The organism is Phytobacter sp. MRY16-398 (assembly GCF_003925915.1).
Lineage (GTDB): Bacteria > Pseudomonadota > Gammaproteobacteria > Enterobacterales > Enterobacteriaceae > Phytobacter > Phytobacter diazotrophicus.
The window spans coordinates 2,580,031-2,602,519 of sequence record NZ_AP018756.1 but is presented as its reverse complement, the minus strand read 5'-3'; the positions used below and the strand labels follow the sequence as shown (position 1 = coordinate 2,602,519).

25 protein-coding genes are annotated in these 22,489 nt (G+C 53.2%); 3 read left to right on the top strand and 22 right to left on the bottom strand.

The window, feature by feature from the left end; translation table 11 throughout:
• Window positions 1–19: 19 nt before the first annotated feature.
• Window positions 20–280, top strand: coding sequence for a hypothetical protein (locus MRY16398_RS12815; RefSeq protein WP_125124513.1), 261 nt, complete (start codon window positions 20–22; stop codon window positions 278–280).
• Window positions 281–306: 26 nt separating this feature from the next.
• Here MRY16398_RS12815 and MRY16398_RS30585 read toward each other — a convergent pair whose 3' ends face one another.
• The 15 genes from MRY16398_RS30585 to MRY16398_RS12750 form a co-directional block, all read right to left on the bottom strand.
• Entirely contained in the window at window positions 307–462 is a 156-nt protein-coding gene (locus MRY16398_RS30585) for a hypothetical protein (RefSeq protein WP_172600645.1), read from the bottom strand.
• Window position 463: 1 nt separating this feature from the next.
• Complete coding sequence (locus MRY16398_RS12810; protein WP_125124512.1) at window positions 464–3,010, bottom strand: hypothetical protein; 2,547 nt, start codon at window positions 3,008–3,010, stop codon at window positions 464–466.
• The gene (locus tag MRY16398_RS12805; RefSeq protein WP_125124511.1) at window positions 3,010–4,719 is read right to left on the bottom strand and encodes a hypothetical protein; all 1,710 of its coding nucleotides are present in this window, start codon (window positions 4,717–4,719) and stop codon (window positions 3,010–3,012) included. Before MRY16398_RS12805 ends, MRY16398_RS12810 begins: the two co-directional genes overlap by 1 nt.
• A 2-nt stretch (window positions 4,720–4,721) precedes the next feature.
• The gene (locus MRY16398_RS12800; protein WP_125124510.1) at window positions 4,722–7,340 is read right to left on the bottom strand and encodes a transglycosylase SLT domain-containing protein; all 2,619 of its coding nucleotides are present in this window, start codon (window positions 7,338–7,340) and stop codon (window positions 4,722–4,724) included.
• Window positions 7,341–7,349: 9 nt separating this feature from the next.
• Window positions 7,350–7,892: a hypothetical protein gene (locus tag MRY16398_RS12795; protein ID WP_125124509.1), complete on the bottom strand. Its 543-nt coding sequence runs from the start codon at window positions 7,890–7,892 to the stop codon at window positions 7,350–7,352.
• On the bottom strand, window positions 7,892–8,356 hold the full coding sequence (locus MRY16398_RS12790) for a hypothetical protein (RefSeq protein ID WP_125124508.1): 465 nt from the start codon (window positions 8,354–8,356) through the stop codon (window positions 7,892–7,894). The genes MRY16398_RS12795 and MRY16398_RS12790 overlap by 1 nt, the downstream gene beginning before the upstream one ends.
• Window positions 8,356–10,836, bottom strand: a complete 2,481-nt coding sequence (locus tag MRY16398_RS12785) for a phage tail protein (protein WP_125124507.1) — start codon at window positions 10,834–10,836, stop codon at window positions 8,356–8,358. The genes MRY16398_RS12790 and MRY16398_RS12785 overlap by 1 nt, the downstream gene beginning before the upstream one ends.
• A complete protein-coding gene (locus tag MRY16398_RS12780; RefSeq protein ID WP_125124506.1) occupies window positions 10,836–11,441 on the bottom strand; it encodes a hypothetical protein in 606 nt (201 codons plus the stop codon). The genes MRY16398_RS12785 and MRY16398_RS12780 overlap by 1 nt, the downstream gene beginning before the upstream one ends.
• Before the next feature lie 63 nt (window positions 11,442–11,504).
• A complete protein-coding gene (locus MRY16398_RS30580; protein WP_165158156.1) occupies window positions 11,505–11,681 on the bottom strand; it encodes a hypothetical protein in 177 nt (58 codons plus the stop codon).
• 13 nt (window positions 11,682–11,694) lie between these two features.
• Window positions 11,695–12,150, bottom strand: coding sequence for a Bbp16 family capsid cement protein (locus MRY16398_RS12775; RefSeq protein WP_125124505.1), 456 nt, complete (start codon window positions 12,148–12,150; stop codon window positions 11,695–11,697).
• Window positions 12,151–12,161: 11 nt separating this feature from the next.
• A complete protein-coding gene (locus MRY16398_RS12770; RefSeq protein ID WP_125124504.1) occupies window positions 12,162–13,181 on the bottom strand; it encodes a major capsid protein in 1,020 nt (339 codons plus the stop codon).
• Between the two features lie 13 nt (window positions 13,182–13,194).
• Window positions 13,195–13,926, bottom strand: coding sequence for a peptidase (locus MRY16398_RS12765; protein ID WP_125124503.1), 732 nt, complete (start codon window positions 13,924–13,926; stop codon window positions 13,195–13,197).
• Window positions 13,927–13,928: 2 nt separating this feature from the next.
• Entirely contained in the window at window positions 13,929–14,225 is a 297-nt protein-coding gene (locus MRY16398_RS12760) for a Bbp19 family protein (protein WP_125124502.1), read from the bottom strand.
• Window positions 14,222–15,901 (bottom strand): portal protein, encoded by a 1,680-nt coding sequence (locus tag MRY16398_RS12755; RefSeq protein WP_125124501.1) that lies wholly within the window; start codon window positions 15,899–15,901, stop codon window positions 14,222–14,224. The genes MRY16398_RS12760 and MRY16398_RS12755 overlap by 4 nt, the downstream gene beginning before the upstream one ends.
• Window positions 15,902–15,913: 12 nt before the next feature.
• Window positions 15,914–16,120 (bottom strand): hypothetical protein, encoded by a 207-nt coding sequence (locus MRY16398_RS12750; RefSeq protein WP_125124500.1) that lies wholly within the window; start codon window positions 16,118–16,120, stop codon window positions 15,914–15,916.
• A gap of 780 nt (window positions 16,121–16,900) precedes the next feature.
• On the opposite strand from MRY16398_RS12750, the gene MRY16398_RS12745 reads away from it, so the two are divergent.
• Window positions 16,901–17,482, top strand: coding sequence for a hypothetical protein (locus tag MRY16398_RS12745; protein WP_125124499.1), 582 nt, complete (start codon window positions 16,901–16,903; stop codon window positions 17,480–17,482).
• 10 nt (window positions 17,483–17,492) lie between these two features.
• Window positions 17,493–17,786, top strand: coding sequence for a hypothetical protein (locus MRY16398_RS12740; protein WP_125124498.1), 294 nt, complete (start codon window positions 17,493–17,495; stop codon window positions 17,784–17,786).
• 43 nt (window positions 17,787–17,829) lie between these two features.
• Here the strand turns inward: MRY16398_RS12740 and MRY16398_RS12735 are convergent, their stop codons facing one another.
• The 7 genes from MRY16398_RS12735 to MRY16398_RS12705 form a co-directional block, all read right to left on the bottom strand.
• Window positions 17,830–19,308, bottom strand: a complete 1,479-nt coding sequence (locus MRY16398_RS12735; protein ID WP_125124497.1) for a terminase — start codon at window positions 19,306–19,308, stop codon at window positions 17,830–17,832.
• Window positions 19,305–19,895, bottom strand: coding sequence for a terminase small subunit (locus MRY16398_RS12730; protein WP_125124496.1), 591 nt, complete (start codon window positions 19,893–19,895; stop codon window positions 19,305–19,307). The genes MRY16398_RS12735 and MRY16398_RS12730 overlap by 4 nt, the downstream gene beginning before the upstream one ends.
• Before the next feature lie 297 nt (window positions 19,896–20,192).
• Window positions 20,193–20,540, bottom strand: a complete 348-nt coding sequence (locus MRY16398_RS12725; RefSeq protein WP_125124495.1) for a hypothetical protein — start codon at window positions 20,538–20,540, stop codon at window positions 20,193–20,195.
• Entirely contained in the window at window positions 20,533–20,724 is a 192-nt protein-coding gene (locus MRY16398_RS12720) for a hypothetical protein (RefSeq protein WP_125124494.1), read from the bottom strand. The genes MRY16398_RS12725 and MRY16398_RS12720 overlap by 8 nt, the downstream gene beginning before the upstream one ends.
• A 1-nt stretch (window position 20,725) precedes the next feature.
• Window positions 20,726–20,908, bottom strand: coding sequence for a hypothetical protein (locus MRY16398_RS12715; RefSeq protein ID WP_125124493.1), 183 nt, complete (start codon window positions 20,906–20,908; stop codon window positions 20,726–20,728).
• A 102-nt stretch (window positions 20,909–21,010) separates the two neighbouring features.
• Window positions 21,011–21,703 (bottom strand): DUF551 domain-containing protein, encoded by a 693-nt coding sequence (locus MRY16398_RS30915; protein WP_232034403.1) that lies wholly within the window; start codon window positions 21,701–21,703, stop codon window positions 21,011–21,013.
• The gene (locus tag MRY16398_RS12705; protein ID WP_125124492.1) at window positions 21,700–22,302 is read right to left on the bottom strand and encodes a hypothetical protein; all 603 of its coding nucleotides are present in this window, start codon (window positions 22,300–22,302) and stop codon (window positions 21,700–21,702) included. Before MRY16398_RS12705 ends, MRY16398_RS30915 begins: the two co-directional genes overlap by 4 nt.
• Window positions 22,303–22,489 lie beyond the last annotated feature (187 nt).

Here is a 22,489-nt window from a genome sequence, read left to right as displayed (position 1 = left end):
ATTGCATGGAGAATACAAAATGCAGTGTCAGTATGATCACCCTCTGGAAACCGGCTTTGAAGAAAGAATTCATACAAACGAAGGCGTCAGGTCGCTTGTCAATAGCTCACATCTGATGACGCTTTTGCGAGAGCTAAGCGATGATGGCTTTAACGTTGATGGGGCAATGGCCGAGCTTGTTGCTCTGATGAACTACGTAACAAGCTCGCAGATGTCGATGAAGGATTTGCAGGCGCATCTGGATTACTGTGCAGAACAACTACGGCAACAGTTGCGCTGATACTCAGGCCGCGTGGCGGCCTGGGTTTAGCTTTCTGCTTTTTCTTTAAAACTGCACCACGCAAAAACAGCAGAAAACGCGATAAGGCCGAACGATAATGATCCGCCCCATATCAGTTTTTGAATAACTGCTCCGGCAAGAAATGCCAGAGCCAGCCAAAGGTAAATGCGTTTCTGTTCCATATTATTTCCCCAGCATAAATTGCGATGGCGGGATCAGGAACGTATTCCCCTGCTCTCGCTCTGCCCGACGCTGGTAGCGCTCAAGTGAGCCAGGGTCCAGCGCATCCTGAATGCGGTTAAGGATTAACCCATTCATGGCGGTACGCAACCAGAATACGTTCAGGAAAGGCGTATTGTCCAGCGCTGTGCGATACCAGTCACCTGATTTTGCGTCTCCGCGCGTGGTCTGTTGCAGCAGCGTAATAAGGGTATCAGCGTTTGATGCCGCCGGGCCAAGTAGCGATGTAACCGGCCCTGCTCCCATCCTGCTTACCTGACCAAACATAAAGTCACCAAGAATACCAAGGCCACCACCCTGCAATGCTGCAGCACGGAAAGTGCTGGCATCTGCCGGGCGCGGCGTCTGCCCCTTGAGCATAAGCTTTGACTGCATCGAAATGTAGCCGAACAGTGTTGCCCACACGAACAGATTTGCCGTGCCCACGAATGCGCCCTTGCCGTTACGCAGTAATGCGTTGGTCAGCGAGGTGGTCTTTGACTCTCCGAGTCCGGCCGGGGTATAGCCTCGCCCAAATACCTCGCGGCCCAGCACGTTCTGCAAGAAGCTTGCGGTGAATGATTTATACTGCCATGCAAATCGGTTTACCTCACCAATAACTGTACCCGGTACAGTACCCATCTTCATAAATGCCTGGGTGCGCTCTCCAGGTTCTGACATCGCGATATTCAGACGGTCAAGAACATACCCGCGTAACTGCCCTTCCAGCGTTTCACGCGCATCTGCAATCGAGCGATCGGTGACTTTCAGGCCTTTACCTTCAACATAGGAGGAAATCACCTCATCCGGCACGCCACGAATACCGCTGCTGGTCATGAACTTACGGCCTTCGGCATCGGCCATGTCCATTTTGCGGTAAATCTCCCACTCAGGATCGCCAATGCCGTGCAGATCAAGCACGCGCCGCAGGTCTTCCGGCAACTGTGCATAAGTGTGTTCGGCATTTTTCGCCAGCCAGTTGGTGATCATCATGGCGTTGCTGTTGCGCCCGCTCTCGGTCCAGAAGTTCATGAGGTTGTATTTAAAGAACAACTGCTGAGCGCGGCCCATTTTACCTGTTAGAGTATCGTCACCTGAGATGCGGCGGATGATCTCCTGTGTCATGGCGTCTGAATATACTCCGATAGACGACAGGATTTCTTTCTGCTCTGCGCCACTATAGCGGCTGAAACGCCCCTTCATCGCAGTGAGCAGTGCTCCCATGAAGTTCTGGCCCTGATAGCGCATCTCAGTGGCTGAAATTGGCACATCGTTAAACGATGAGATGACAGCGCCGCCAAGCTGAGACATGCGCAGCCATCCACGGATTCCGGCGGACACATTCGCCATGCCGACGCTACCAGGGATATTCAGTGAACCGTCTATCTGCGGCATGGTTGTACGGTTAAGTCGCCTGACCTGGGATGCAAAATCAGCCTGAGCTGCAGGTGACGCCGTTCCGCGCAGGTCTTCCGCAATGGTATCAGCCAGATATTTGAACATGTTGTTCGGGTTGGTACCGAGTACACGCATCATACCCGTGCTGCGCGCTGCATTATTCAGCCCACCAAAAAGCGCCTCACGCAGGCTTCCGGATCCGAACTGCTGGTTGTATTCATGCCATGAAACCCCGTCTTTAAAGTGCAGTACGCGTTCCTGGCTGGCGCGTTTCGCGGCATTCTGCGAACCTTTGAAGCCGTTCATCCAGTCCGGCTTATCACCAGACAGGTGGATACCTGATGCCAGACCTTCATAGACATTTTTAAGGAACTGCTCGCGGTCGGTAATGCCGTCAAATGTCACATCGTCCAGCCGATGGAGGATGGTATTGCGCCATGATTCGTACCCGGCGGCGCGAATTTTAAGGATGTCATGCGACTGGCGAACGATATAGCCTGGCACTTTACCAATCCACGCCCCAGCACGGTTTTGATCCGTGCGCGCAGACTCCTGCCACTTCGATATTATTTTTGCAGCTTCAATGGATTGCCATGTCATGCCGTCAAGCTTTTCACCACGGCCAATACGCCACATTGCATCTGCAATTTCACGGTCATTGCTGCCGCTACTGATGAATTTCACCAGTCCTGCCTGATCAAAGTCGTAGTTGATGCCGGAGTTGTACTTGCCGCGAAGCTGGGCAACCTCCGACGCCACCGATCGGCGGGAGCCGGTACGGGCATCATTGCGGCCAACGAGCATTGCCTCCAGCCCGATATCAGGTCGGTCCTTCCAGGTAGTTCGCAACTCGCCCAGGCGCTGGGCAGCAATACGGGTATTGATCGCTTTGTTGCGGGCCTCGATAACTTTCGCCAGTTGATCGCGGTTGCTGAGTTCTTCGGCGGCGCGCAGGGCTGCTTCTTCCAGTGACAGAGCTTCATTCCCGGCCAGAATGCGGTTAGTCGTGTCATTCATATTTTTAACCAGCGATTCCATTTCCTGCTCGCTGAGTTTTCGCCCTGCCGCCGCGTTAACGGTCATCTCGCACTGCGTCAAAAATTCATTTGCCATTACAGCCCCCGGTTAATCATGCATGCGGCAAACGCGCGAAATGCCTTGCCAAGTGAATTATCGTTTGCCTCTGCCCGGATGGCAGCAATATTCTCGCGCATCGAGGCAGCCATTTCAGGGTTAGTGGTGGCAATATCATTTAGTAGGGCATCACTGATGTTGAATTCGTTTTCCAGATCCGCAGTAGCCGATGTGAGCTCATGGTCTGGTTTTTGCGTATCCTGCCATACGCGATCGGCGCTCTGGCTTACGGTACGGCCCCCTTCATCGGGTACTGGCATTGGGTTCTGGATGCGTTCAATGGCCCGCTGTCGCAGCGCTGGCTTGTGCAGGTCATAGAATGGTTCGATGTCCGGCGTGCGACCTTCCATCATGTGCGCCACCGCAGCGCGGTACGCCTGCTGGTTAACGCTCCAGTCTGCTTCTCTTACAGCAGTAGCGGCTGTGCGCACTGCCCCGGCAACGGGTGACATCTGCATGCCGCTACGTATCTCCTGAGCGCGCTGATCGATGATTCCGGCAAGCTCTGCGGGTATCTCACCACGGCTTATTTGCGACTGCCTACCGCGCGCCTGCTCTGCTGCGGCATTACGCTCCAGCGTCTGGTTTATTTCTGCATTGCGGTCGGCGATCTGCGCCTTTTCGGCATCAATATCTTTGAGCGCCTGGCTGCGCGCCTCTTTAAACTTCATGCGCTGCGCCTGATACTCTACGGTGCGCTGCTGCACTGTGGCGTCCAGCGCGTCAATCTGGCGCTGATTGGTAGCCAGTTCTGTGCGCAGGTCAGCAACGTTATTGATAAATCCGGTTTGCAGTTCCTGCTGGCGTGAAAGGTAATCCGGCACCACATCGTTATACGCCCTGCTGTATGCGTAACCCTCAGCATCACGCGCAATGGCTGCTGACAAATCGGCATTAGTTCCGGCATCAGGGATGTTCACACCCTGCGGGATATTATCAGGCGTGACTACCGGCACGGGCTGCGAATCGACAACCGGTGCGGCGTCAGGATTTTCAGCAGCGGCCACCACGTCGCTTGACCTTCTGGACCGCACTGCGTCTGCGATCAGACCGCCACCAGCATGCATGAGGCCACCGGCCAGCGTATTGAAAAATACGCTCTCCATTGCATTGCCATAGGTAAAGTCGTTGCCCTCTGCGGCAGCAGCCTGTGCGGTAAATGGTACAGTCGCAACAGCCTGTGCGGCGCCGAGACGTGCACCTACAGCCAGACGCTCACCAAAGCGGCCAAGCATGGTTGCGGCCCGCGCCTCACCAGCAAACGGCACGAATGCCAGTGCAACGTTACCAGGATCGGCCATTGAGCCCGCCAGGCTGGCGGTAAAATTCAGCGGCGTAGCCACCAGTCCTGACGGAGCTGCGGCGGCGATCTGCTGTTTTGCCAGCGCATCACGGCGTTCAGAAACGACATGGTCAAGAAATGACTGCGTTATCCCGGAATCGGGTACGTTGATGCTTTTCACGCCGTACTCTTTCAGGCGCGCCTCTGCGTCTGACTTGCTGACTATGGTCGAGTTAGGATCATTGGCTAACTGGTCTGCCTGCGCAAAGCGGTACCCGGAAACTACTGGCCCCTCGTTAAACCCCTCTTTCAGAGATGAGAGCAGGGATTCGCCAAGCCCTGACGGCGCATTGCTGATCGGCTGGTTAATGCCCTGTCCGGGGTCATCGGTATAAATCGGCGGCATAATTATCTCCCCGTCTGCTGGCCGTTATTCAGCGTATTGATAATGTTGTCTCGCTGGCTTTCCATGGAATAGTTTTTCGACTGCCCAGGCGTATACGTCACCGGAGTCTGCGCAAATTTCGTGATGCTGTTCCACGTTGAGCGGTTCCCGGCGCCGAGTTTTGCCAGATCGCCGTAACTCATGGTAATGGGACGTCCGTTAGCATCGTTGACCAGCAGGCCATTCATCATCAGCGTAAGCCCTGTTTCATCGCTGTTCGTCACCCACTGCGCATTATCCTTGAGGCGTGATACGGTTTGCTCGCGGTTAACGCTTTCCGGCAAACGCGGATCGCCAATCAGCGGCATCACCTGGTCTGCTTTGAGGTTTTTCAGGTACTCGCTGGCACCGTCATTCACGTCGCGGATATCCTGCCCTGCGGTGACAGGCATGCGCCATGTACCGTTTGTCTGGTACTGCTCGCCCAGCACGTCCTGATACGCCTGTTTTGCAGCATCAGACGGAGACATGCCGCGCTGCATGTAGGTGTAGGTCAGGCGTTTACCCTGCTCGTTGAAGTTATTCCAGACAACAGCGCCGCCGGGCTGCAAGATCATAGTTCCGGCGAAGTCTTTAGCCTTGTCATTCCAGTTAGAGTCTGCGCTGTCCGCATCAGTTTTAGGCAGACTACCGCGCAGGTCAGACGTGTTCAGCGCGCGGTTTTGCCACAGTGCGTTTGCGGCCCGTGGGTTGTTCGTGGCCATGACAACCTGCAATGCCGGGTAGGCGCTTTTCTGAACCTGTTGCATAACCTGATCGGAGTATTTGCCAAACGACTGCGCCACCTGCTGGATAGCGACAACGCTGGTTTCTTTGCTGTTGTCGATCTGGCGCAACAGGTTATCAACCATTGACTCAGGTAGGATCTTCTTGCTGTTGATGCCGAGACGGTCTTTCTCAGACTGAATGCGCGACACCAGATATTCACCGGATGCCTGGTTATTCTGATACTGCTCAAAGGCATTTTTAGCTACAGGTGAGTTCAGTTGCAGCCATGTTCCAGGGTCTTTTTCTCGCGCAGTCTGCACTGCGTTAAGCTTGGCCTGGGCAGTGGCGTACAGCGCCTGCTTAAATTTGAAATCAGGATCCCCTTCCTGCGGCGCCATGGATTGCACTGCGGCGATCCCCTGCTGCGCTGTTCCGTTGACAATAGTCTGGTAGACAGGCTGCAACTGCATCGTCTGCTGATACTGCTGGTAGGTTTTCTCAAGCTGGATGCGCTCTGCCGGGCTTGCCTGTAACGGCATAACGGCGGCCCACTCATGTGCGGAAATTGGATTTACCGGCTTACCAGCTTCAAGAGCTGCCAGGTCATCCTGCATCCTGCTTTGTAACGATACGCGCCCGGCGGCGGCCTGCATGTCGTACATGCCAGCCATCTTGCTCATCATGGCTGATTTGTTCTGCGGGCTCATCGCATTCCAGAATGGCTGATTAACGAGGTTTTCCATCGTGGCATTGCCGGGGATAGCGCCAGCACTGCCAGTTACATTAGCCACATAGTTGCGGGTTTCTTCAAACGGGATTGCTGCAGCAAACTGTGCGTTAGAAACCTGCCCGGTACGCGGATCACCAATCTGTTTAATCCAGCCATCAACAGCGCCGGGCCCGGCGTTATACGCCGCCACCGCCAGCACCGGGTTATTGTCATATTTCTGCATCTGAGCGCTGAAATATGCCTGACCGATCTGAGCATTATATTTTGGGTCGTTAAGCCACTTATCACGGTCCCACGGAACCCCCGCCAGGCGGGCAGCTTCCGGTCCGGTTGACTCCATTACCTGCGCTACACCAGCCGCGCCTTTAGGTGAAACCAGTGGCGTACCGTCTTTGCTGAACTGATTTCCGCCGCTTTCGTGCCAGATCATCGCAGAGAATAACTGCGCCTCTTTCGGCGTATTAGTTACCTCTATTTTTCCGTCCGGGCCCAGCATCTGCTGAAACATGGGCGTATACCAGGCGTCGCTCGCGCGGTTTGCTGCCTGCTCACGCCATTTTATCCAGTTGCCCTCTACTTCCTGCGGGCTTTGCCCGTGCGCTTCGCCATACGCAATGATAGAACGGTAGGCATTCATTGCTGACTGGTTAAACATACCGGGTGAAAGTGCCTGCTGTTGCAACGCCTGCAATGTCCCTTCCTGCATACCGCTTTCATACTGGTTGATCTGACCAATCTCGTGCCTGCTGGCCTGCGTGGAAAACTGGATTCGCTGCTGCTGGGCCTGCTGCATGAATGCCTCACGTGAACCTTCCGGTAGAGTAAGAGCAAGCTCCTGAGCTTTGGCGTCAAACTGCTGTGTATACTCAGCACCTTTCCCGATCGCACTCTTTCCCTGCAAAGTGAGCAGGCCAGTTTGCGGATTTGTCAGCAGGTCATTACTGACAGCATGCAGTTGCAGTGATGCATCCTGCATCAGTGCCACATTTGCCCGCTGTTTGGCATCAGCAATTACACCAATTGCCTGATTTCCCACCTTTGCTAAGGCATCTCCGATATTTGGCTGATCAAATGCCTGCTGCGCAGGAGCCTGAACGCCAGTACTTAAAACCTGACGCCCCGATACCACTGGAACTACTGGCATAAATCCTCCTTAACGGCCTGTTGGTGTGCCGACGGCGGCAGAAATAGGTGCTGCATTAGCCTGGCGGAACGGGTTCCATTCACCTCCGGCCATTTTGTATGCGCCGTAGGCATTAAGCGGTGCAGTAAGAAGCGTGGTTAATGCACCCATATTTCCCTGACTCCGTGCAGCGCTGGCCTGATTCTCATAGTTAGTAGCCTGTACCTGATAGCCGTATGCCTCGCGCTGTGCGTTGTTCAGCGTTGTCAGTGCATCCAGTGAGCCAAATTGAGCAGTATCACCAGTGATATCTAGCGCTGTTCCGCTTGTGAGGTCTGCACCACTTGCGCCAAGAGTTGCAGCCTGAGTGCCGAGTTGCTGACGCATCTGGACGCGGCGCTGCTCTGCGGCGGCATTGCCTCTATTGATGGCGTCATTGGCCTGTGCTGTTGCTGTTTCTGCGTTCTGATTTGCAACAGAAGCCTGATATCTTCCGTTCTGGTACTGGTTATATGCTGACACGCCACCGAGGGCGATTGTTGCACCTGCCAGCGCTGTAGCCGGATCGCACATTATTTTTTCTCCAGGGTGAAGTGATGGAATGGAAGCCCGGAAACGCCATATGGAACTGGTTCAGACAGCGTAAACCCGAGCCAGTGAAGCCATGATTTGGCTACGTGGTTGCGTGCATCAACGTAGTTTTCAAGGCGCGGGTAGACATCAAGCATGACGCTAACAACATGACGGCAGCGACGCAGAAAAGTACGCTGATATTTTTCCAGATCGTCAGTCCCTACCAGCCACGGTATGCCAACGCCGCCAATCATTGAACCAGGGGCGACACCAAAAATAGTCACCACGCGGCCATTAATCAGCCCGGCACAGCAGAATGTTGACGCTTCATAGCCGTACTCAAGGACACGCTGCGCAGACCATCCATTTGTCGCCAGAAATTCGTCAGTGTCGGCCTGCCTGACGCGGGGCAGCATTTCTTCAATGTGTTGTCGTGTGCAGGGTAAAATCTGTGCATCGATCATCAGAATCCCCCTACTGTTACGCGAGGAATAACGGCGAGCACCGACAGCGGGAGCGGGTCAGTCTGGCGGATTTTGACGCGGCCATTTTTATCCCACTGGCTGTCAAGTTTGATCTCCACCTTACCGGTGGCGTCATTAACCTGATCGTCGTAAAACTCAAATTCGCGCTGCGGGTATTCGTACCACTTACCGCCCGGGGTACTGGCAAAAATACCTCGGCTGGCATTAACGACCAGAGTTACCGTATTGATAAGCTGTTTTTTATCCAGCAGCGTTTCCTGGTTGTTTACGTTGACGTCCAGCGTCTCAAACTGAGCATTGATTGGCAGGCCGATGTGCACAACTGCGCCTGGAGATTCCAGCGTGACGGCACCACCAGTAACCACTTTTTGCGGTTCAACATTGCCATCAGAAAGGATGTTTACCGTCTGCCCTTCAAGGTGAGACAGCCCTGAGAATGTTTCCCGCGCCATTTGCCAGTTAGTAGTTGCCACATTTTGCAGTACAGCAGGTACATCCCGGTTAACCTGAACGACAACGGCAGTACCGCTGCTGACGGAAACGATATCGCAGCGCAGTTCCATAGCCACATCAGCGCCACTTTCAGGATCCTGACCGGTATACGGCAACTGGATTTGTGCGCCAACGTCACCACTGGTGAAATATGTCCCGCCCGTAATAGTCAGCGTGTACTGCTGCTCATACGGCCATGAACCACTCCCACCAGTCAGCGTAACGGCGCGCGCATTTCCTGTGTTTCGCCCGTCATAACTCAGCCCGCAGTCAACAAAGAATGCGTCCTGGTCATCAAGGAACAGGCGGCTTGAGAGTCGCTCGATGTAGCGCACTGTCTGCCCGTTGATAACGCGCTGAACACTGAAATAAACAGCATCCTCACTGCCCTCGCTGATAGAGCAGGTGCTTTCGTACAGACCGTCGCTGGACTGCGGCGCCCATGCAAAGACCTGTTGCTCTCTGAGGTACGTCATCACCAGCAGTTTCCCGTCATCACGGACACAGAACGCACTGGAATACGGCACGATGGCAAATGACCAGTCGACAATACTGTGCTTCTGAAACAGGTGATTAGCCAGGATCGTCAGGTCATTACCCTGATAGCCGTCGACATCAAACGAGTAAGCCAGATCGCGGATAACGCTACCCTTTTCCTGAACAAAAAGCGCGATATTAGCAACTGCGATCGGTGGAACAATGCTGCTACCGTTAGAGCCCTGGCTGCTCAGAGAGAATGATGACGGTGTAAGCGTGTTGTTCTGGTCGCCTTTTGCCACAAACTCGCCGCCGGAGGTCAGCACAATCAGAGAACCAACGTCAATCAGGTGGCGTATCTGGTTTACCTGGCGCCCGGCGTAGGTATAGACAATCCGATCGTCATCCTGAATAGGCAGGTTTTTACCGAAGTCCTTATAATCACCAGTGCGGCTGGCCCATATGGTCTGCGGTTGCGCTGCTGATGCTGCGAAGAACAGGCGCTGCTGGTAATAGGTTACGGTGCTCGGGTATCCATTCACTGAATTCCACGCAAAACGTGCCCATTTGTACGAGGCTTTAGTGCTGCCAACGACGTTTGACGGGATACGGCTGATAACCGTCGCAGTTGCTGACAGAGCATTTGATGCAACAGCGGTGATACGCGCAATACCGAATCCGCTGTGCAGGTATTCCCACTGCACGCCAGTATCAGTATCACCAGTTCCGCCCCATCCATCCCAGGCCATCCCTTCATCATGAGACGGCCTTAATGTCCCCGTTTTCCCGGCGGTATTGGCGCGATAATAATTGCTGTCTGCACGGCGAACATCGTTAATCGCAGTTGTTTTGCTGGTCTCCCATACCGGGATAGAGTCAACGGCGGGTTGCTCAAGATAAAACAGCTTGCCCACCTGTTCCGCGCCAAAGATTGCCACGTTAGACGTCAGTGTGATCGTTCCGGTTTCAGCGCTGGCATAAACAGTCGACGTCTGAACAGTATTGATATCCTCAAACGGACCGTTGTTTGTGACAACGTCAACGATCTGCCAGTTATCGTGCGCATAGCGGCGCAGTTCTTTTGGCGGGTATGACGGGTGGCAGATCGTCATAACGTCGGCGCTCTGCGTGAATTTCAGGTTAAACAGGTCTGACTCTGCCCACGGCGTAGCGATTTCATAAATCACGTTCCCGGTCGTCAGCACTACTGCGCCGTCTTTGATCACACGCATGTAGTTGTGGCCGAACTCCAGCGCATAGGTCTGTACCGTTGAGAACTGGAACGGAATAAGGCGGCATTTGCGATCCGGATATTTTGCTGCGGCAACAAATTTTGTACCGGGGCGATTCTCCACCCCGCCATACTGCCGCACGATGAAGTTGTCACAGACGCGAAGCGCGACGGAGTATTTCGCCATGTCGATACGGCCGTAAAGCGACGGGCCAATTTCACCGCCGGCGAATGATGGTTGAATGAAGCTGACGGCCATTATGACAACCTCGCTTGCGTGAATTCGCTATCAGGCTGCGGCGGCTCCTGGGACTCATTCATGCTGCGTGAGCCAGCGCTCAGGATAACGCTCTGGTACATGCGCAGGGCGTTATTACCAAGGTCAGCATTGCCGGTTAGCGTCATATTGATGGCGGCACTCAGGCGCCAGGCCAGCGCCTCAATGAAAATGGCATCGTACATATTCACGTCAGCAACGCGGGCTACATATTTCAGCCACGCATCAGGCTGATCGGTGTAAATCAGCTTTCCGGTCAAATCTGCATCGCTGCCAACCTCGTACTGCACACGCTGATCTGCAGTAGGATTACGCACACCGGGCAGCATAATTTCAGTGATACGCAGGCAGTCAGTCGGGTATCTGTAGGCATACTGCCAGTCAGGCGGAGGGTTACCGGTATCGGCCAGCGCCGCGCGCTTGGTTGCGAAGTTCCAGTCAAAGTCTGCCAGCACGGCATCGCGGCACGGTTCGAAATGCAATGAGCATTCGCCGGCTTCTTTGCTGGCTTCTGTCAGGCTGTTAATGCTGCGGCTATTCCCGAGGTTGCTCAACGCGCGGTTACAGATTTCAATGATGGAAGACATGCGGCACCTTCATTCTAAAAAGGGGCCATCGGCCCCTGTTTATTACGCTTATCTGGTTAATGTTCAGTCAGCTTTTTTGCTGTCTTCGATCAACTCAATATTGCTGCCGAGATTCATATCCACTTCCTTTCCTTTGTCATTAATGACCTTCGGGAAGGTTGTTTCAAATTCGTCACCGGCATTGACCTTGCGGTTTTCGTGGGAAATCCACAGGTCAACATTTGCTTTATAACGCGGCATCAATTACCCCCTGTTAAGCTACGGTAAAGCCGCTGGCGTAGTTTTTGCCAACGTCAACACCAGAGTTAGTCAGGTACGCGGTAAACGCGCCTGCGGTAAGCGGGCCGGTACCGATGGTGTATTGCAGACCGAGGTAGCGCTGACCAACAGGGAGTGAGTTCAGCACAGCCGGGCTGAGCGCAATAACAATCGGCTTACGACCTGCTGTCAGGTTAGCGATCGGAATGTCATCGGTTTGCGAAATGACGTTAGCACTGGACAGGTTGGCGTTAGCCGAGGTGATAACCTGGAAACGAACGGTTGCAGCGCCCGCAGCGGTTGCAGTGGTATCAACACCAACCACCGCAAACAATTGGGTACCAGTACCAATATCGAGGCTGGTGCCGAGGTCAATGGTATTGGTAGACACCGCCGAAGCGGTGACAGCCTGTGCTGCGGAAAGTTGAAGCTGAGCATCAAGAATGGTCATGGTGTATCTCCTTAAGATACCAGGGTTTCAGCGATACCCAGCTGATCAACACGACGCACCGGGATACCCATAAACGTCAGGTTGTTCATCTGTGTGCCAAACTGAGACAGGGCGGCCTGAATAGCCAGCGCGTTGTTGGATTTCTCCAGCGCCTGAATCATCAGCCCTTCCTGAATTGAGCGGTTGGTGTAGAACGCCGCGCGTCCCATCGCAAAGTTGGGGATACGTGCGATTGCGCGCATCATCAGCTTGATCAGGTTGGTAGACGCGGTGGTTGCCTGGGTACCGGTTACACCTACCCAGTCAGAAACGTCGATGTTCGCGATACGGACTACATAGCGCCAGTCTTTGACGACAAGGCCTGCGTCCCACTGGAACAGAGAACGCGCTGCCTGATACCAGTTACCGCTTGCATCCTGTACGGACTCTTCGCCAAGGTCGCGAGATTTCAGGCCAGCAGATGAGCCCTGCGGGAATGGACAGAACACGGTCTGCTCACCCCATACCACCAGGTACATAGAGGCGTTATCGGAACCGGAGCCGCCAGCAAGGATCACGTTATGACCGTTACCGGCAGTCGTTGAACTGTAGCGGGTAGCAAGACCAGAGAACGTTTTCAGGTCGGTACCAACGTTGCCGTTGAAAATCTTCCCGGTCATTTCCTGGTTCATCGCTTCGATGAATGCAGATTCTTCTGACAGGCGGAAAGCTGCACTGTTGTTGTTCAGTTGCAGCAATTTCGCATCGATATGGCTGCGTGCTTCCAGCATTGCACACGGCTCAGTTACCTGGGCAGTGGTGGATTTGCTGGACGGAACACCCATGTTGTAGGCGCGCCAGTAAACAGACGGCAGGCCAGTACGAATTGCTACGACGTGGCTGGTCGGCTGGTTGGCCTGCATAAACACGACGTCTTCAAGAACGTCATTCTGCTGGGACAGCAGTTCTGCGATTGGGCTAATTTTCCCATCAGGTCCGGTGCGTTTCGACCAGTCCGCCAGGGTCAATTGACCTGTTGCAAGAGTTGCCATAATGGTTATCTCCTTACGGGTTCATGTTTGGGTACATACGTTGAGCTACGGACTGTGTCGTAGTTTTCGAGCCAGTAACCATGCCGTCTTCCGACATGGACTTACCGATTTTCACGAACGCTTTCACCAGTTCAGGGTGATTACCCAGGCCAGTCGCATTCAGATATTCTTTCAGTTCAGGCGTACCGAACTGATCCAGCGCGCGCTGCGCAACGCTGAGACTGGAAACGAGCTTGTCGCCGCCGATTTCTTTGTCGGCTTTGACGTCAGCGGCCCATTGCTCAGTCGTTTTCTGCCAGGCTTCGGTCTGCTGTTTCTGGATCTGCGGGAGCAGTTTTTCGCCGTACAGGTCGACCATTTTCTGAGCCTGCTCATTGGTCAGGTTCAGTTCGCGGGCCAGCGGTTCGAAACCTTTCAGGGCTTCCTGATCCAGTTCACCGTTCTTTCCGGCCTTAAATTCGTATTTCTCAGGCGCACCTTCTGGTTTCTGGTCTTTCTGTTCACCAGGCTTTTTCTGTTCATCACCAGGATTTTTCTCCTGAGTCTGCTGCTCCTGAGATTGCTGCTGTTGTTCCTGCGTCTGCTGTTGGGTCTGCTGGTTATCAGCCAGTGGGGACGTGGAAGTTGACTGCTGCTCTGATTGACTGGTAGAAGCAGCACCAGTAGCGGCTGTATTTGCCACACCACCATCAGCGCCCTGTTCATTGCACAGCCGACGGAACAGCAGACGTTCAAATAAATTCATGGTTATTCCTCTTTGCTGGCTTCGTTAGCCATTACCAGATACTGATCCGGGCAGTGCGCCATAACGCGCTGAAACAGAACCAGCGCCAGGTTGCGCTGCCCTTCGTTGAATGCCGTCACCTGCGGGTCTACGGTGAAACAGGAGCCAAACACCTGACCTTTTTCGAGCAGTGACCAGACAACACGGCGGCCCTGTTCACTGCCCATGACAAAGCGGATATCTGAGATTTCACGCTCAGCCATGAGCTTCTGTTTCGCCTCCGCTTCGGCGCGGCGCGCGTCATCGTCGAATTCGGTCATTGCTGCATCGCTCCTTTGGCCGCATCAGACAGAGCAGAGAGCACGCTCGGGTCTGTGGTCTGCGCATCGCTGAGTGTTTTTGCACCCTGCGCCGCCGCCATGCCCATCTGCATTGCCTGCTGTTGTTGCTGTTGCTGTGCGCGCTGCTGGCGAATCTGATCCACCTGCTCCTGCGGGAGAATGACGGTTGCGGAAACGCCGGACATGTCGGAAAAGGTGTCGATAGCCTGATCGACGTTGAGCTTGTCTAGCGCTTCCGGCTTGACAGCAGCAAGCTGACCGATGAACTGGACGGTGTTAGCCAGGCTGGACAGCCCGATAGATTTCTGGGCCTGCGCCATTACGGAGATGTATTCAACGCGAAGCGGCATCCCCTGCATTACTTCCGGCGGTTGCGGGAGCATGTTCTTGCGGGCCATGATGCTGAATGCGCGGTCAATGAGCGGATTAAGGCATTCATCGTTGAGACGTTCCAGCACAGGGCCAAGCATGAGAAGCTTCTCTTCTTTCATCTCGATCACCGCTTCAACGGGCATAGAGCGGGTGTTAATGCTTTGCAGCATCATGAAGAGGTCGACGAAGAATGCAGAATTGATGATCTGCCGCGTATCCTGGATATCAGCAAGCAGGTCAGCCGTGTTCGGGTTAACTATGTAGGCGGGCTTGAACCCGTCCTGTGCTGTCATGTTGTCGATGTAGGTGATATCGCCAGGCAGCAGGGAAACACGCTGGTTTTTCAGCGATGACGGGCCGACCATCGGCGGGTTAGTTGCTTTGTCGATCAACTGTGACTTGCGTTTTTGCTCAAGTTGCAGAGCTTTTACCTGACCAAGCGCCAGCATCCCAGGGCAGGATGAGCCGTAAACGTCCTCGCCATTGACCTCCCAGCGCGGGGCCATAATCGGGAACTCATCGAAGCCGGATTCGCGTAGCAGTTTTTTCTCATCGCCGCCGCACTCGTAGTAAACCGACTTATACGGCTTGTCTTTTGCCAGCAGGCTGCCCGTGTTGCGGTCCATGTTCGGGTAAACGGCGTGAGTAATCTCGATCCACTTCTCGTAATTCCCGCAGTCAAACATGCCCTTGACGCTTGAACTGACTTTATCAAGGCCAAACTCAGCGACAAGCTGGCGCACAGTCATGGAGAACTTGCGGAAACAGGTATCGACGCTTCCGCGTGCTGAGTTAGCCAGGTGATAACTGCCAATCGGGAACATCTGCGTGCGGATGATGTCCTGATCGTCATCAAGCACAGCCATTGCCCCGGTCGAGTAGATTCCCAGGCTGCTATAAAGCAGAGGCAGTGACTGGTACAGGTTCGACTTGTTGAACATATCGTTCATGCGGCGCTGCACGACTTCCAACCACACTTTTACCGGGCCGTAGTCCATCATGTCAGGGTCAGGAGTCGCCAGGCGGAACCACGGACGGGCCGGGGAAGTGATGCCGGACATCATGCCTGATGCCAGTGTGCGGGCTGCCATAGTGCCAGTCGGGTCGACAATGCGATTGTTGCGGTTATCGTCGCGGTTTACGTCTGACGTGAGGAATCGGCTGCCGCGCGGGTTGATGAAATCACTGAGTTCACGCCAGTGCGTCTCGAAAGAGGAGCGATCGTTGCACAGTTGAGCAAACTGTTTTTCCAGGCGTTCTTTCAGGGATTCATTGTCAGCCATTTTGATAACCCGTTACTGACCGAGCAGCGTTTTACCGCTGGTATTGGCCTGAGTGGTGACACCCTGAGCGCCAGTAAGCAGAGTTGAACTCTGACCAGCAGCAGCGCGGCGGCGGCGGGCTTCTTCATCGCGGGCAGAAACGACTGCGGCATCCTGCGTTTGTGGTGCAGCCTGAATTTCAGGGGCGGCGGTGACTTTCGGAGTGGAACCAATACACATTGCGATAACTCCGTGCGGATTAAATTATTACCAATTTAACCACATATGAATTATTTCGCGTAGGGTATTGACATGCAAAGCAGTGAATATTACCTTTTAGGTAAACATATTGCACTCTGACAAATGACTGATGGCCTGGTCGTTAATTGCAAACGGTGGAGTGTGATGTGTTTCGGTGTATGGCACATGCGCCGCAGCGGTCTGACAGTGGGTACTTTATGTGTCATTTCCACTGAGCAGGTAGCCGGAATGTGCAAGCCATCGTTTAGTCACGATGTTGCGACTCACCATCGTGGCGATACGGTGTGACACCTCGGAAGAGACGAGGATGCGAATTGAAGTGCGCTACATCCAGGGTGGAAGTCCCAGGATAACCAAGAGATCAGCCGGAGTAGCGCCCGGCACACAACAGGTAAGAGCATTAGGCAGACGGCAACTCATATCTTCGGAATAGCGATCGCGAAACGCCGACATGAGATTGTGACGACGCTCGTCAGTGCTCTTTCCGTTGTGGTGAATTGCAGCCCATTGAGGCAACCAGAAGATAAGCGCCTGGCCCACAACCGAATCACGTTAGGACCGTGGTAAACCGTAGTACCCATATTGCTGTGTGTAGTCTTGGCGGTGGCAGTTTCCTTGAAGGATTGTCATCGCCCTTTTTACACCAGAACGCCATTGCGATGACTTTCTGTTGTAACTAGCCACACCCACGTCAAGGAAGACACCCCGTCGTTGATACAATTCGCCCGGTTCGCCGGGCATTTTTTTAAGGTGATGAAAATGAGCGAAAAAAAACACGACCACGCATGTATCAATTGCTTTACTGGCAGTGGTCCATGCACAGGAAATTGTAATGTTTATGATGAAAACAGAGCCCTCGCTGCTGGTGTAATGCAGGAATACTTTCCTAATGGCGGGCGCGATTTTGACCACATTCTTTCACTTTATGATGCGATATACACAGGTAAAATACCTGGTTTATCTGCCCCTATCCCTAAGCTTACCCCACCACGCGCAGAAATGCTGGAATACGTCAAAGCCGCAATCGGTGAAGGTTACCAGCCTGAAAATGAAGCAGCTATTACCGACCTTTCATTGATTGATACCCTGAATGATCACGATCTGAATCGTGAATTCGGTAAGTGCTGGCAGTGGTACAACATGGGCGGCGGGCTTCATGAAACTTTTGAGGCTGCGCAACAAAAGAATAAAACAGAGGATGATTACCGAAGGTATCATCTCTACAACATGAAGCTGCAATGCCTTCATGCAGTTCTTGTGCAAAGAGGTGTCATTACAGAAGGCGAAGCAAAAATGATCGCCAAGATGGTCAATGCTGGATTCAATGAAATTACTTTTTAAGGTGAATAACATGAGCGAAAACTCAGCAGAAATGCCCCGTTATCAGTGCCACAAAAAAGTATGGGCGCTGAAAATTAAAGGTATACAGTACAAGCCAAACCCAGACACTACTGGTAAATCATGCTCTGCATCATACGGCGCTGTGATTACCCCGGAAGATGATGGATATGGGGAATTTGAGGTGTCCGCTGAATATATCTGCAAGCACAAACCTCAAATTGGTGGTTACTACGTGGTGTATGATGATGGCTACAAGTCATTCAGCCCAGCGAGCGCTTTTGAATCTGGATATGCGCGAATTTAAAGCCGTGACATGTCACAATCAGCCCGCTAATGCGCGGGCTTTTTCATGCCCACGGGTCGTAGTCAGTGATGGCACGGCCCTGCTGGAGCTTCTCTCCCGGTATAAACTGGCGTTTAACCACCGGCGCGGCGTAGGTCAGCACATAGGCGTCAGCATTGTTTGGCGAGCGTCCGAGCAGTTCCTTAACCTCGTCCTTGTCCTGTAAAATCTTTCTGCTGTCTTTCAGGCGAACCTTGTATTCTGGCGCACTCAGTTCGTCCGCTAAATCCTGGCTGTCGAGTTGAGCACCGAGTTTCAGCGCATCGCGGGCGGATTTGTACATCTCGCCGCGCTTGTTGCCCATCTCAGGGTCTGCCGTACCGCTGCCGAACTGAATAAGCGTCCACGTCCGGCCCCAGTTATCCCCGACTGATTTCAGCCCGGTTCCGTAGCCGTAGTCGATGAATACCGCATCGGCCTGGTACTGGTCTTCAAAATCGGCGATCACCTTCGCAAACCAGACATCATCAGTGGTGCGCGGGTACTCTCCCAATTTCTTGCAGTGCAGCCCCTGCCGCAGATAGATAACTGCCGGGTCTTTACCCTGGTGCGACGGGTCGACACCGAGGATAACGGCGGCATGCTGTACCTGTTCAGGCGTGATGACGCGGCCCACTGCTGGCTGAGTCAGTCCAGACGGAATGAACTGGTTTTCCGACGCATCAGGGAAGATACCGCGCACGCGCACCTTCACAAAGTCGCTGTCTTCGCCGTAGTCCTCAACCCATTTATTGAGCTGCTCCTTGTTCGTGCCCTCTACGGTGCGGCTGTCGATTTGATCGCAGTCCCAGCGATGGCGATATTTCCTGAAACACTCCCTGAAATGACCGGTGTTGCGCGTCGGGTTGCCGAACGCCACCCAAATAATCTCTGTGTCTTCGTCGGTAAGCGCACCTTCGGCCACCTCCCACACCAGATCGGCGATATTGGATGCTTCGTCGAATATCAGGATGATACGCTTACGCTCGTTATGCAGGCCTGCAAAAGCTTCTGTGTTGTGTTCCGACCACGGAATAGCATCTGCCCTCCAGTTAGAAACATGCCCCGGGTCGTTGCTGTACATCGCGGTGGCGGTCGTTGTGAACCAGTCTTTAGTGATGGACAGGTTTGACCATTTTATGATTTCCGGCCATGTCTTTGTGCGTAGCTGGTTTTCTGTGTTCGCAGTAACGACTATTTTGCAGTCGTCGCAGGTAGACATGCCCCAGTTGATCAGCATCGATATGAAAGCGGACTTGCCGATCCCGTGCCCTGATGCCCTGGCAATTTTAAGCGGCTGATACCTGGTGTTTGGGTTTTGAAGATGCTCGCCAATCTTTCTAAATGTCTTCTCTTGCCACTTGCGCGGACCCTTTGCATGAGACAGGTCAGTGCCCTCTTCACCCCACGGGAACGCATACAGCGCATAGCCCAGCGGGTCATGCGTGAAGCTGGCAATGTCTTCAACAAGCTGCTCTTCTGGCGAGATGGATCCCGGTGTCACTGGTCACCACCTTCACGTTCTTTGACGCGCTTACGTGCGGCGGCCATACGGTCGGCAATGGTCAGCGTACCGGAAACCTCAACGCGCTCTTTGAATGCGTTAACGTCGACGTGCTTACCGATGAGCTCAAGGTTTTTCACCTTGTCAGGCCATTTTATTTTCTTGAGGATGCCAACAAGCTCTTTGTCATCACCCCGGCCCTCAAACATATCAGCCAGGTCAAAGCCTGACAGATACTGGCGCCATACTTTAGGCCACTGAGAGACAGGCTTGATGCTCATGTCATCGTTCATAATATCCAGCACGTCCATCTGGTCGATTTCCACCAGGCGCAAGAGGACGTAATCGGCGCTGACGCGGAGGCGTTTATTACGCTCGGCCATCAATTCAGCTATCCGTTTCTTAATTCTCTCATCCCGCATCATGATGCTGGCTTTGACGTGCGCCGATTTAGGCGAGAATCCTGCGTTAATCGCTGCCTGAGCCTGATTCTCAGGACACTTGATGTATTCCTGTGCGTAAGCCTCCTGCATCGCTGTAAGGGGCTTATATTGCGTTGATTTGCGTTTATGCTCTTTTGTCGGCATGGCATTTACCATAAATGTTTACCATTTTGGTAATAGTAACACACAAAACAAAGCCGCCATATTCGGCGGCATTGAGATTTGTCTTAGCAATCGCGACATGTCACATGCCGTTATCCAAAGAAAGAATCTTCCAGTATGCTTTTCCACGGGGACAGATAGTCTTTCTTAGGCGCATATGATTTCGCTTAAGAATAGCAACCTGCATTTTATCCATTCTGGCCCTGATGTTTCTGGCATGCTGATAATGCCGAGTGCTGATCTCTTTTTCATAAGACCAGTAAAGCTGGTAAACCCTGGTCATTGTGCCACCAGTTTTGTTTCATGCCACCCCAGCGTTTGCCAGCACGCGCTTTCACCGATGAATGCACAGCCCTGCTTGTCGCCAGGCAATGCATCGCCGCACTTCGGGCACTGGCGCTTTGACTGTTCTGCAAGCTGCGCCTGTAACTCTGCATTGTCTTTGCGAATGAGCATGGAGATATATTCATCCATGCCATATGGTTCACGCTGCGGGCGGCGGAGAGCACAATTTTCCCGGAGCATTTCCACTTCCTGCGCGTCAAGCATCAGTTCAAACTTCCGATCGCCTGACGCTGACTGCCGGGCGCGTTGCGCCGCTTTGCGTTGTGCTGCTGATTTAGGCATTGATGAACCTCATTGCAAAGATGGCGATAACCAAAAATGGAGCGGCAACGGAAGCACAAAACATCAGGTTCCAGACAAGCGCCATTTTCTGATGGAAGCGCAAATATCTCATAATTCTGTCGCGCACTTTTTTGGCATCTTCCATATCTGAAATTTTCACAGGCTTAATCGGATATCCGCACATATCAATCCCTCCCACCCCTCGGCACACATGCCGTAATCATCGTGACGGCCGCATTTTTTGGCGTCATCTCTTTGATGACCTTCTGCGCTTCGTTGCACGCTTTCTTTGAATAAAACACCGTAGGGTCTTTGTAGTCGATATTCCCGGAGGCGTTAACGAGCATGATTAGCATCAGGTATTGCATGACAATTCCTCGCACTCCATGAACACCGCATCATTTCCGTTACCGGGAATAATAATCCAGTAGAACAACTCATCATCGAGGAAGAACAGGATGGCTATCACCTCACACCCCCTTCGGCGCATCTGGCATATCACGCCAATGCGTAATTGAATGCGGGTCTGGAATCGCGCACCCATCATCCCAAAATTGACCGCTCCATATTGCTGACCACATTTCCCCGTCTTCGTACATAACCATGACGGGGATTAGCTTATCCGGCATCCGCTCGCTTACCGGAATCCAGCCATCAGGCGCTGTCGGCGCTGCGGCGAGCATGTGCGACCACACCAGGCGGCGAGTTTCACGCATAGGGCAATCCGGGTCATTCCATGCATGGTGCTGACAGCCAGACTTATGCAGCATCATTTCCGGCGTCGGATCAACCGGGACCAGCACGTACCCATCAGGCACCGTTACAGGTTGCCAAGGATTACCATTCGCAGCATTGCGCCTAAACTCCAGCAACTCCCGATACGCATTGGCAGCCGGGTTATCACCGTGAGCCATGCCCATCAGTTCATCATCAGAGAATGAATTAGGCGGCAACTTGTAAGTCTTGTTTACAGGTTCAGGTTGCGCTGAATTACCGGACTGGAGGGCGGCGCCAAGACGTCTGTTAAGCTCCAGTGCCACCATAGCGATGGTCGATGCGGTGATTGAATGCATGCGCGGATTACTTGCTATGACTTCCAGCCACACGACATCGTTGAATCTGTCAAAGTCGAAATCATCCGGCAACAACGTTTCGTCTTTCATGATTTTCCCCCGTTGAGCATGGCGGCGCGAAATACACGATATGCTGCCAGCATCTGATTCTCTGGCACTTCGTCGTCCTCAGCATAAAACGCATCAAGTGCTCTCTGCATAACCGCAAAAGGTGGATTTTCCGGCACCGCAGGGACTATCGCCACACCAACTGACGTACCAGTGCTCAATTTACTTACGCTTTCTGGCGTGCATTGCGTGCCAGTAAGTTGCCCTTTCCAGTTATCTTGCCCCGCAGAGACTGGCGCGGGGTGGGCCGCGTCCTGCCGGAGGTCTTCCAGCGCTCCACCTATGCGCGTTATGTACTCAATCACATGGGAAGAGAGACTCTGGCAGTTATCAGCAAACAATCGTTCAGACACGATGTTGTAGTCGCTGAGTGTTGGATTGCTACTGCTTTTTATGAAAGCAACGATGGCCTCAAGCGCATTTTTGCTGCCTATGTAGTTGGGTACCGGCTCTTGCTCATGCGCCGCCAGGAGTGCGCGGGCCATTGCTTCGATTTCGTCATGAGACGGTGGAAGCGCCATGCTTTTTGAAAAGCTAGCTATCTGAGCCAGTCTGACTTTGCTCGGTAATTGTGCTGTCATGGTTTTATTACCTCACCTTTACCCGCGCAGTGCTCGCAAGGTTTATATGTGCATGCAGTAGCACCGTGTTGCAGGTTGTAATTTGGTACCTTTCCGCCTCCATTACACCAATGGCACTTTTGTTTTCTCGAAAAGCGCTGTCTTGCAATGGTTTTATATGCTGAATCAACTATTTCATTCAAAGACA

Excerpts from the sequence above, each read along its gene's own strand:
- MRY16398_RS30915 (WP_232034403.1), bottom strand. The coding sequence starts at position 21,703 with ATGAAAGACGAAACGTTGTTGCCGGATGATTTCGACTTTGACAGATTC.
- MRY16398_RS12720 (WP_125124494.1), bottom strand. The coding sequence starts at position 20,724 with ATGTGCGGATATCCGATTAAGCCTGTGAAAATTTCAGATATGGAAGAT.
- MRY16398_RS12715 (WP_125124493.1), bottom strand. The coding sequence starts at position 20,908 with ATGCAATACCTGATGCTAATCATGCTCGTTAACGCCTCCGGGAATATC.
- MRY16398_RS12705 (WP_125124492.1), bottom strand. The coding sequence starts at position 22,302 with ATGACAGCACAATTACCGAGCAAAGTCAGACTGGCTCAGATAGCTAGC.
- MRY16398_RS12730 (WP_125124496.1), bottom strand. The coding sequence starts at position 19,895 with ATGCCGACAAAAGAGCATAAACGCAAATCAACGCAATATAAGCCCCTT.
- MRY16398_RS30585 (WP_172600645.1), bottom strand. The coding sequence starts at position 462 with ATGGAACAGAAACGCATTTACCTTTGGCTGGCTCTGGCATTTCTTGCC.
- MRY16398_RS12760 (WP_125124502.1), bottom strand. The coding sequence starts at position 14,225 with ATGACCGAATTCGACGATGACGCGCGCCGCGCCGAAGCGGAGGCGAAA.
- MRY16398_RS12740 (WP_125124498.1), top strand. The coding sequence starts at position 17,493 with ATGAGCGAAAACTCAGCAGAAATGCCCCGTTATCAGTGCCACAAAAAA.
- MRY16398_RS12770 (WP_125124504.1), bottom strand. The coding sequence starts at position 13,181 with ATGGCAACTCTTGCAACAGGTCAATTGACCCTGGCGGACTGGTCGAAA.
- MRY16398_RS12810 (WP_125124512.1), bottom strand. The coding sequence starts at position 3,010 with ATGGCAAATGAATTTTTGACGCAGTGCGAGATGACCGTTAACGCGGCG.
- MRY16398_RS12785 (WP_125124507.1), bottom strand. The coding sequence starts at position 10,836 with ATGGCCGTCAGCTTCATTCAACCATCATTCGCCGGCGGTGAAATTGGC.
- MRY16398_RS12765 (WP_125124503.1), bottom strand. The coding sequence starts at position 13,926 with ATGAATTTATTTGAACGTCTGCTGTTCCGTCGGCTGTGCAATGAACAG.
- MRY16398_RS30580 (WP_165158156.1), bottom strand. The coding sequence starts at position 11,681 with ATGCCGCGTTATAAAGCAAATGTTGACCTGTGGATTTCCCACGAAAAC.
- MRY16398_RS12800 (WP_125124510.1), bottom strand. The coding sequence starts at position 7,340 with ATGCCAGTAGTTCCAGTGGTATCGGGGCGTCAGGTTTTAAGTACTGGC.
- MRY16398_RS12780 (WP_125124506.1), bottom strand. The coding sequence starts at position 11,441 with ATGTCTTCCATCATTGAAATCTGTAACCGCGCGTTGAGCAACCTCGGG.
- MRY16398_RS12805 (WP_125124511.1), bottom strand. The coding sequence starts at position 4,719 with ATGCCGCCGATTTATACCGATGACCCCGGACAGGGCATTAACCAGCCG.
- MRY16398_RS12725 (WP_125124495.1), bottom strand. The coding sequence starts at position 20,540 with ATGCCTAAATCAGCAGCACAACGCAAAGCGGCGCAACGCGCCCGGCAG.
- MRY16398_RS12755 (WP_125124501.1), bottom strand. The coding sequence starts at position 15,901 with ATGGCTGACAATGAATCCCTGAAAGAACGCCTGGAAAAACAGTTTGCT.
- MRY16398_RS12790 (WP_125124508.1), bottom strand. The coding sequence starts at position 8,356 with ATGATCGATGCACAGATTTTACCCTGCACACGACAACACATTGAAGAA.
- MRY16398_RS12775 (WP_125124505.1), bottom strand. The coding sequence starts at position 12,150 with ATGACCATTCTTGATGCTCAGCTTCAACTTTCCGCAGCACAGGCTGTC.
- MRY16398_RS12815 (WP_125124513.1), top strand. The coding sequence starts at position 20 with ATGCAGTGTCAGTATGATCACCCTCTGGAAACCGGCTTTGAAGAAAGA.
- MRY16398_RS12795 (WP_125124509.1), bottom strand. The coding sequence starts at position 7,892 with ATGTGCGATCCGGCTACAGCGCTGGCAGGTGCAACAATCGCCCTCGGT.
- MRY16398_RS12750 (WP_125124500.1), bottom strand. The coding sequence starts at position 16,120 with ATGTGTATTGGTTCCACTCCGAAAGTCACCGCCGCCCCTGAAATTCAG.
- MRY16398_RS12745 (WP_125124499.1), top strand. The coding sequence starts at position 16,901 with ATGAGCGAAAAAAAACACGACCACGCATGTATCAATTGCTTTACTGGC.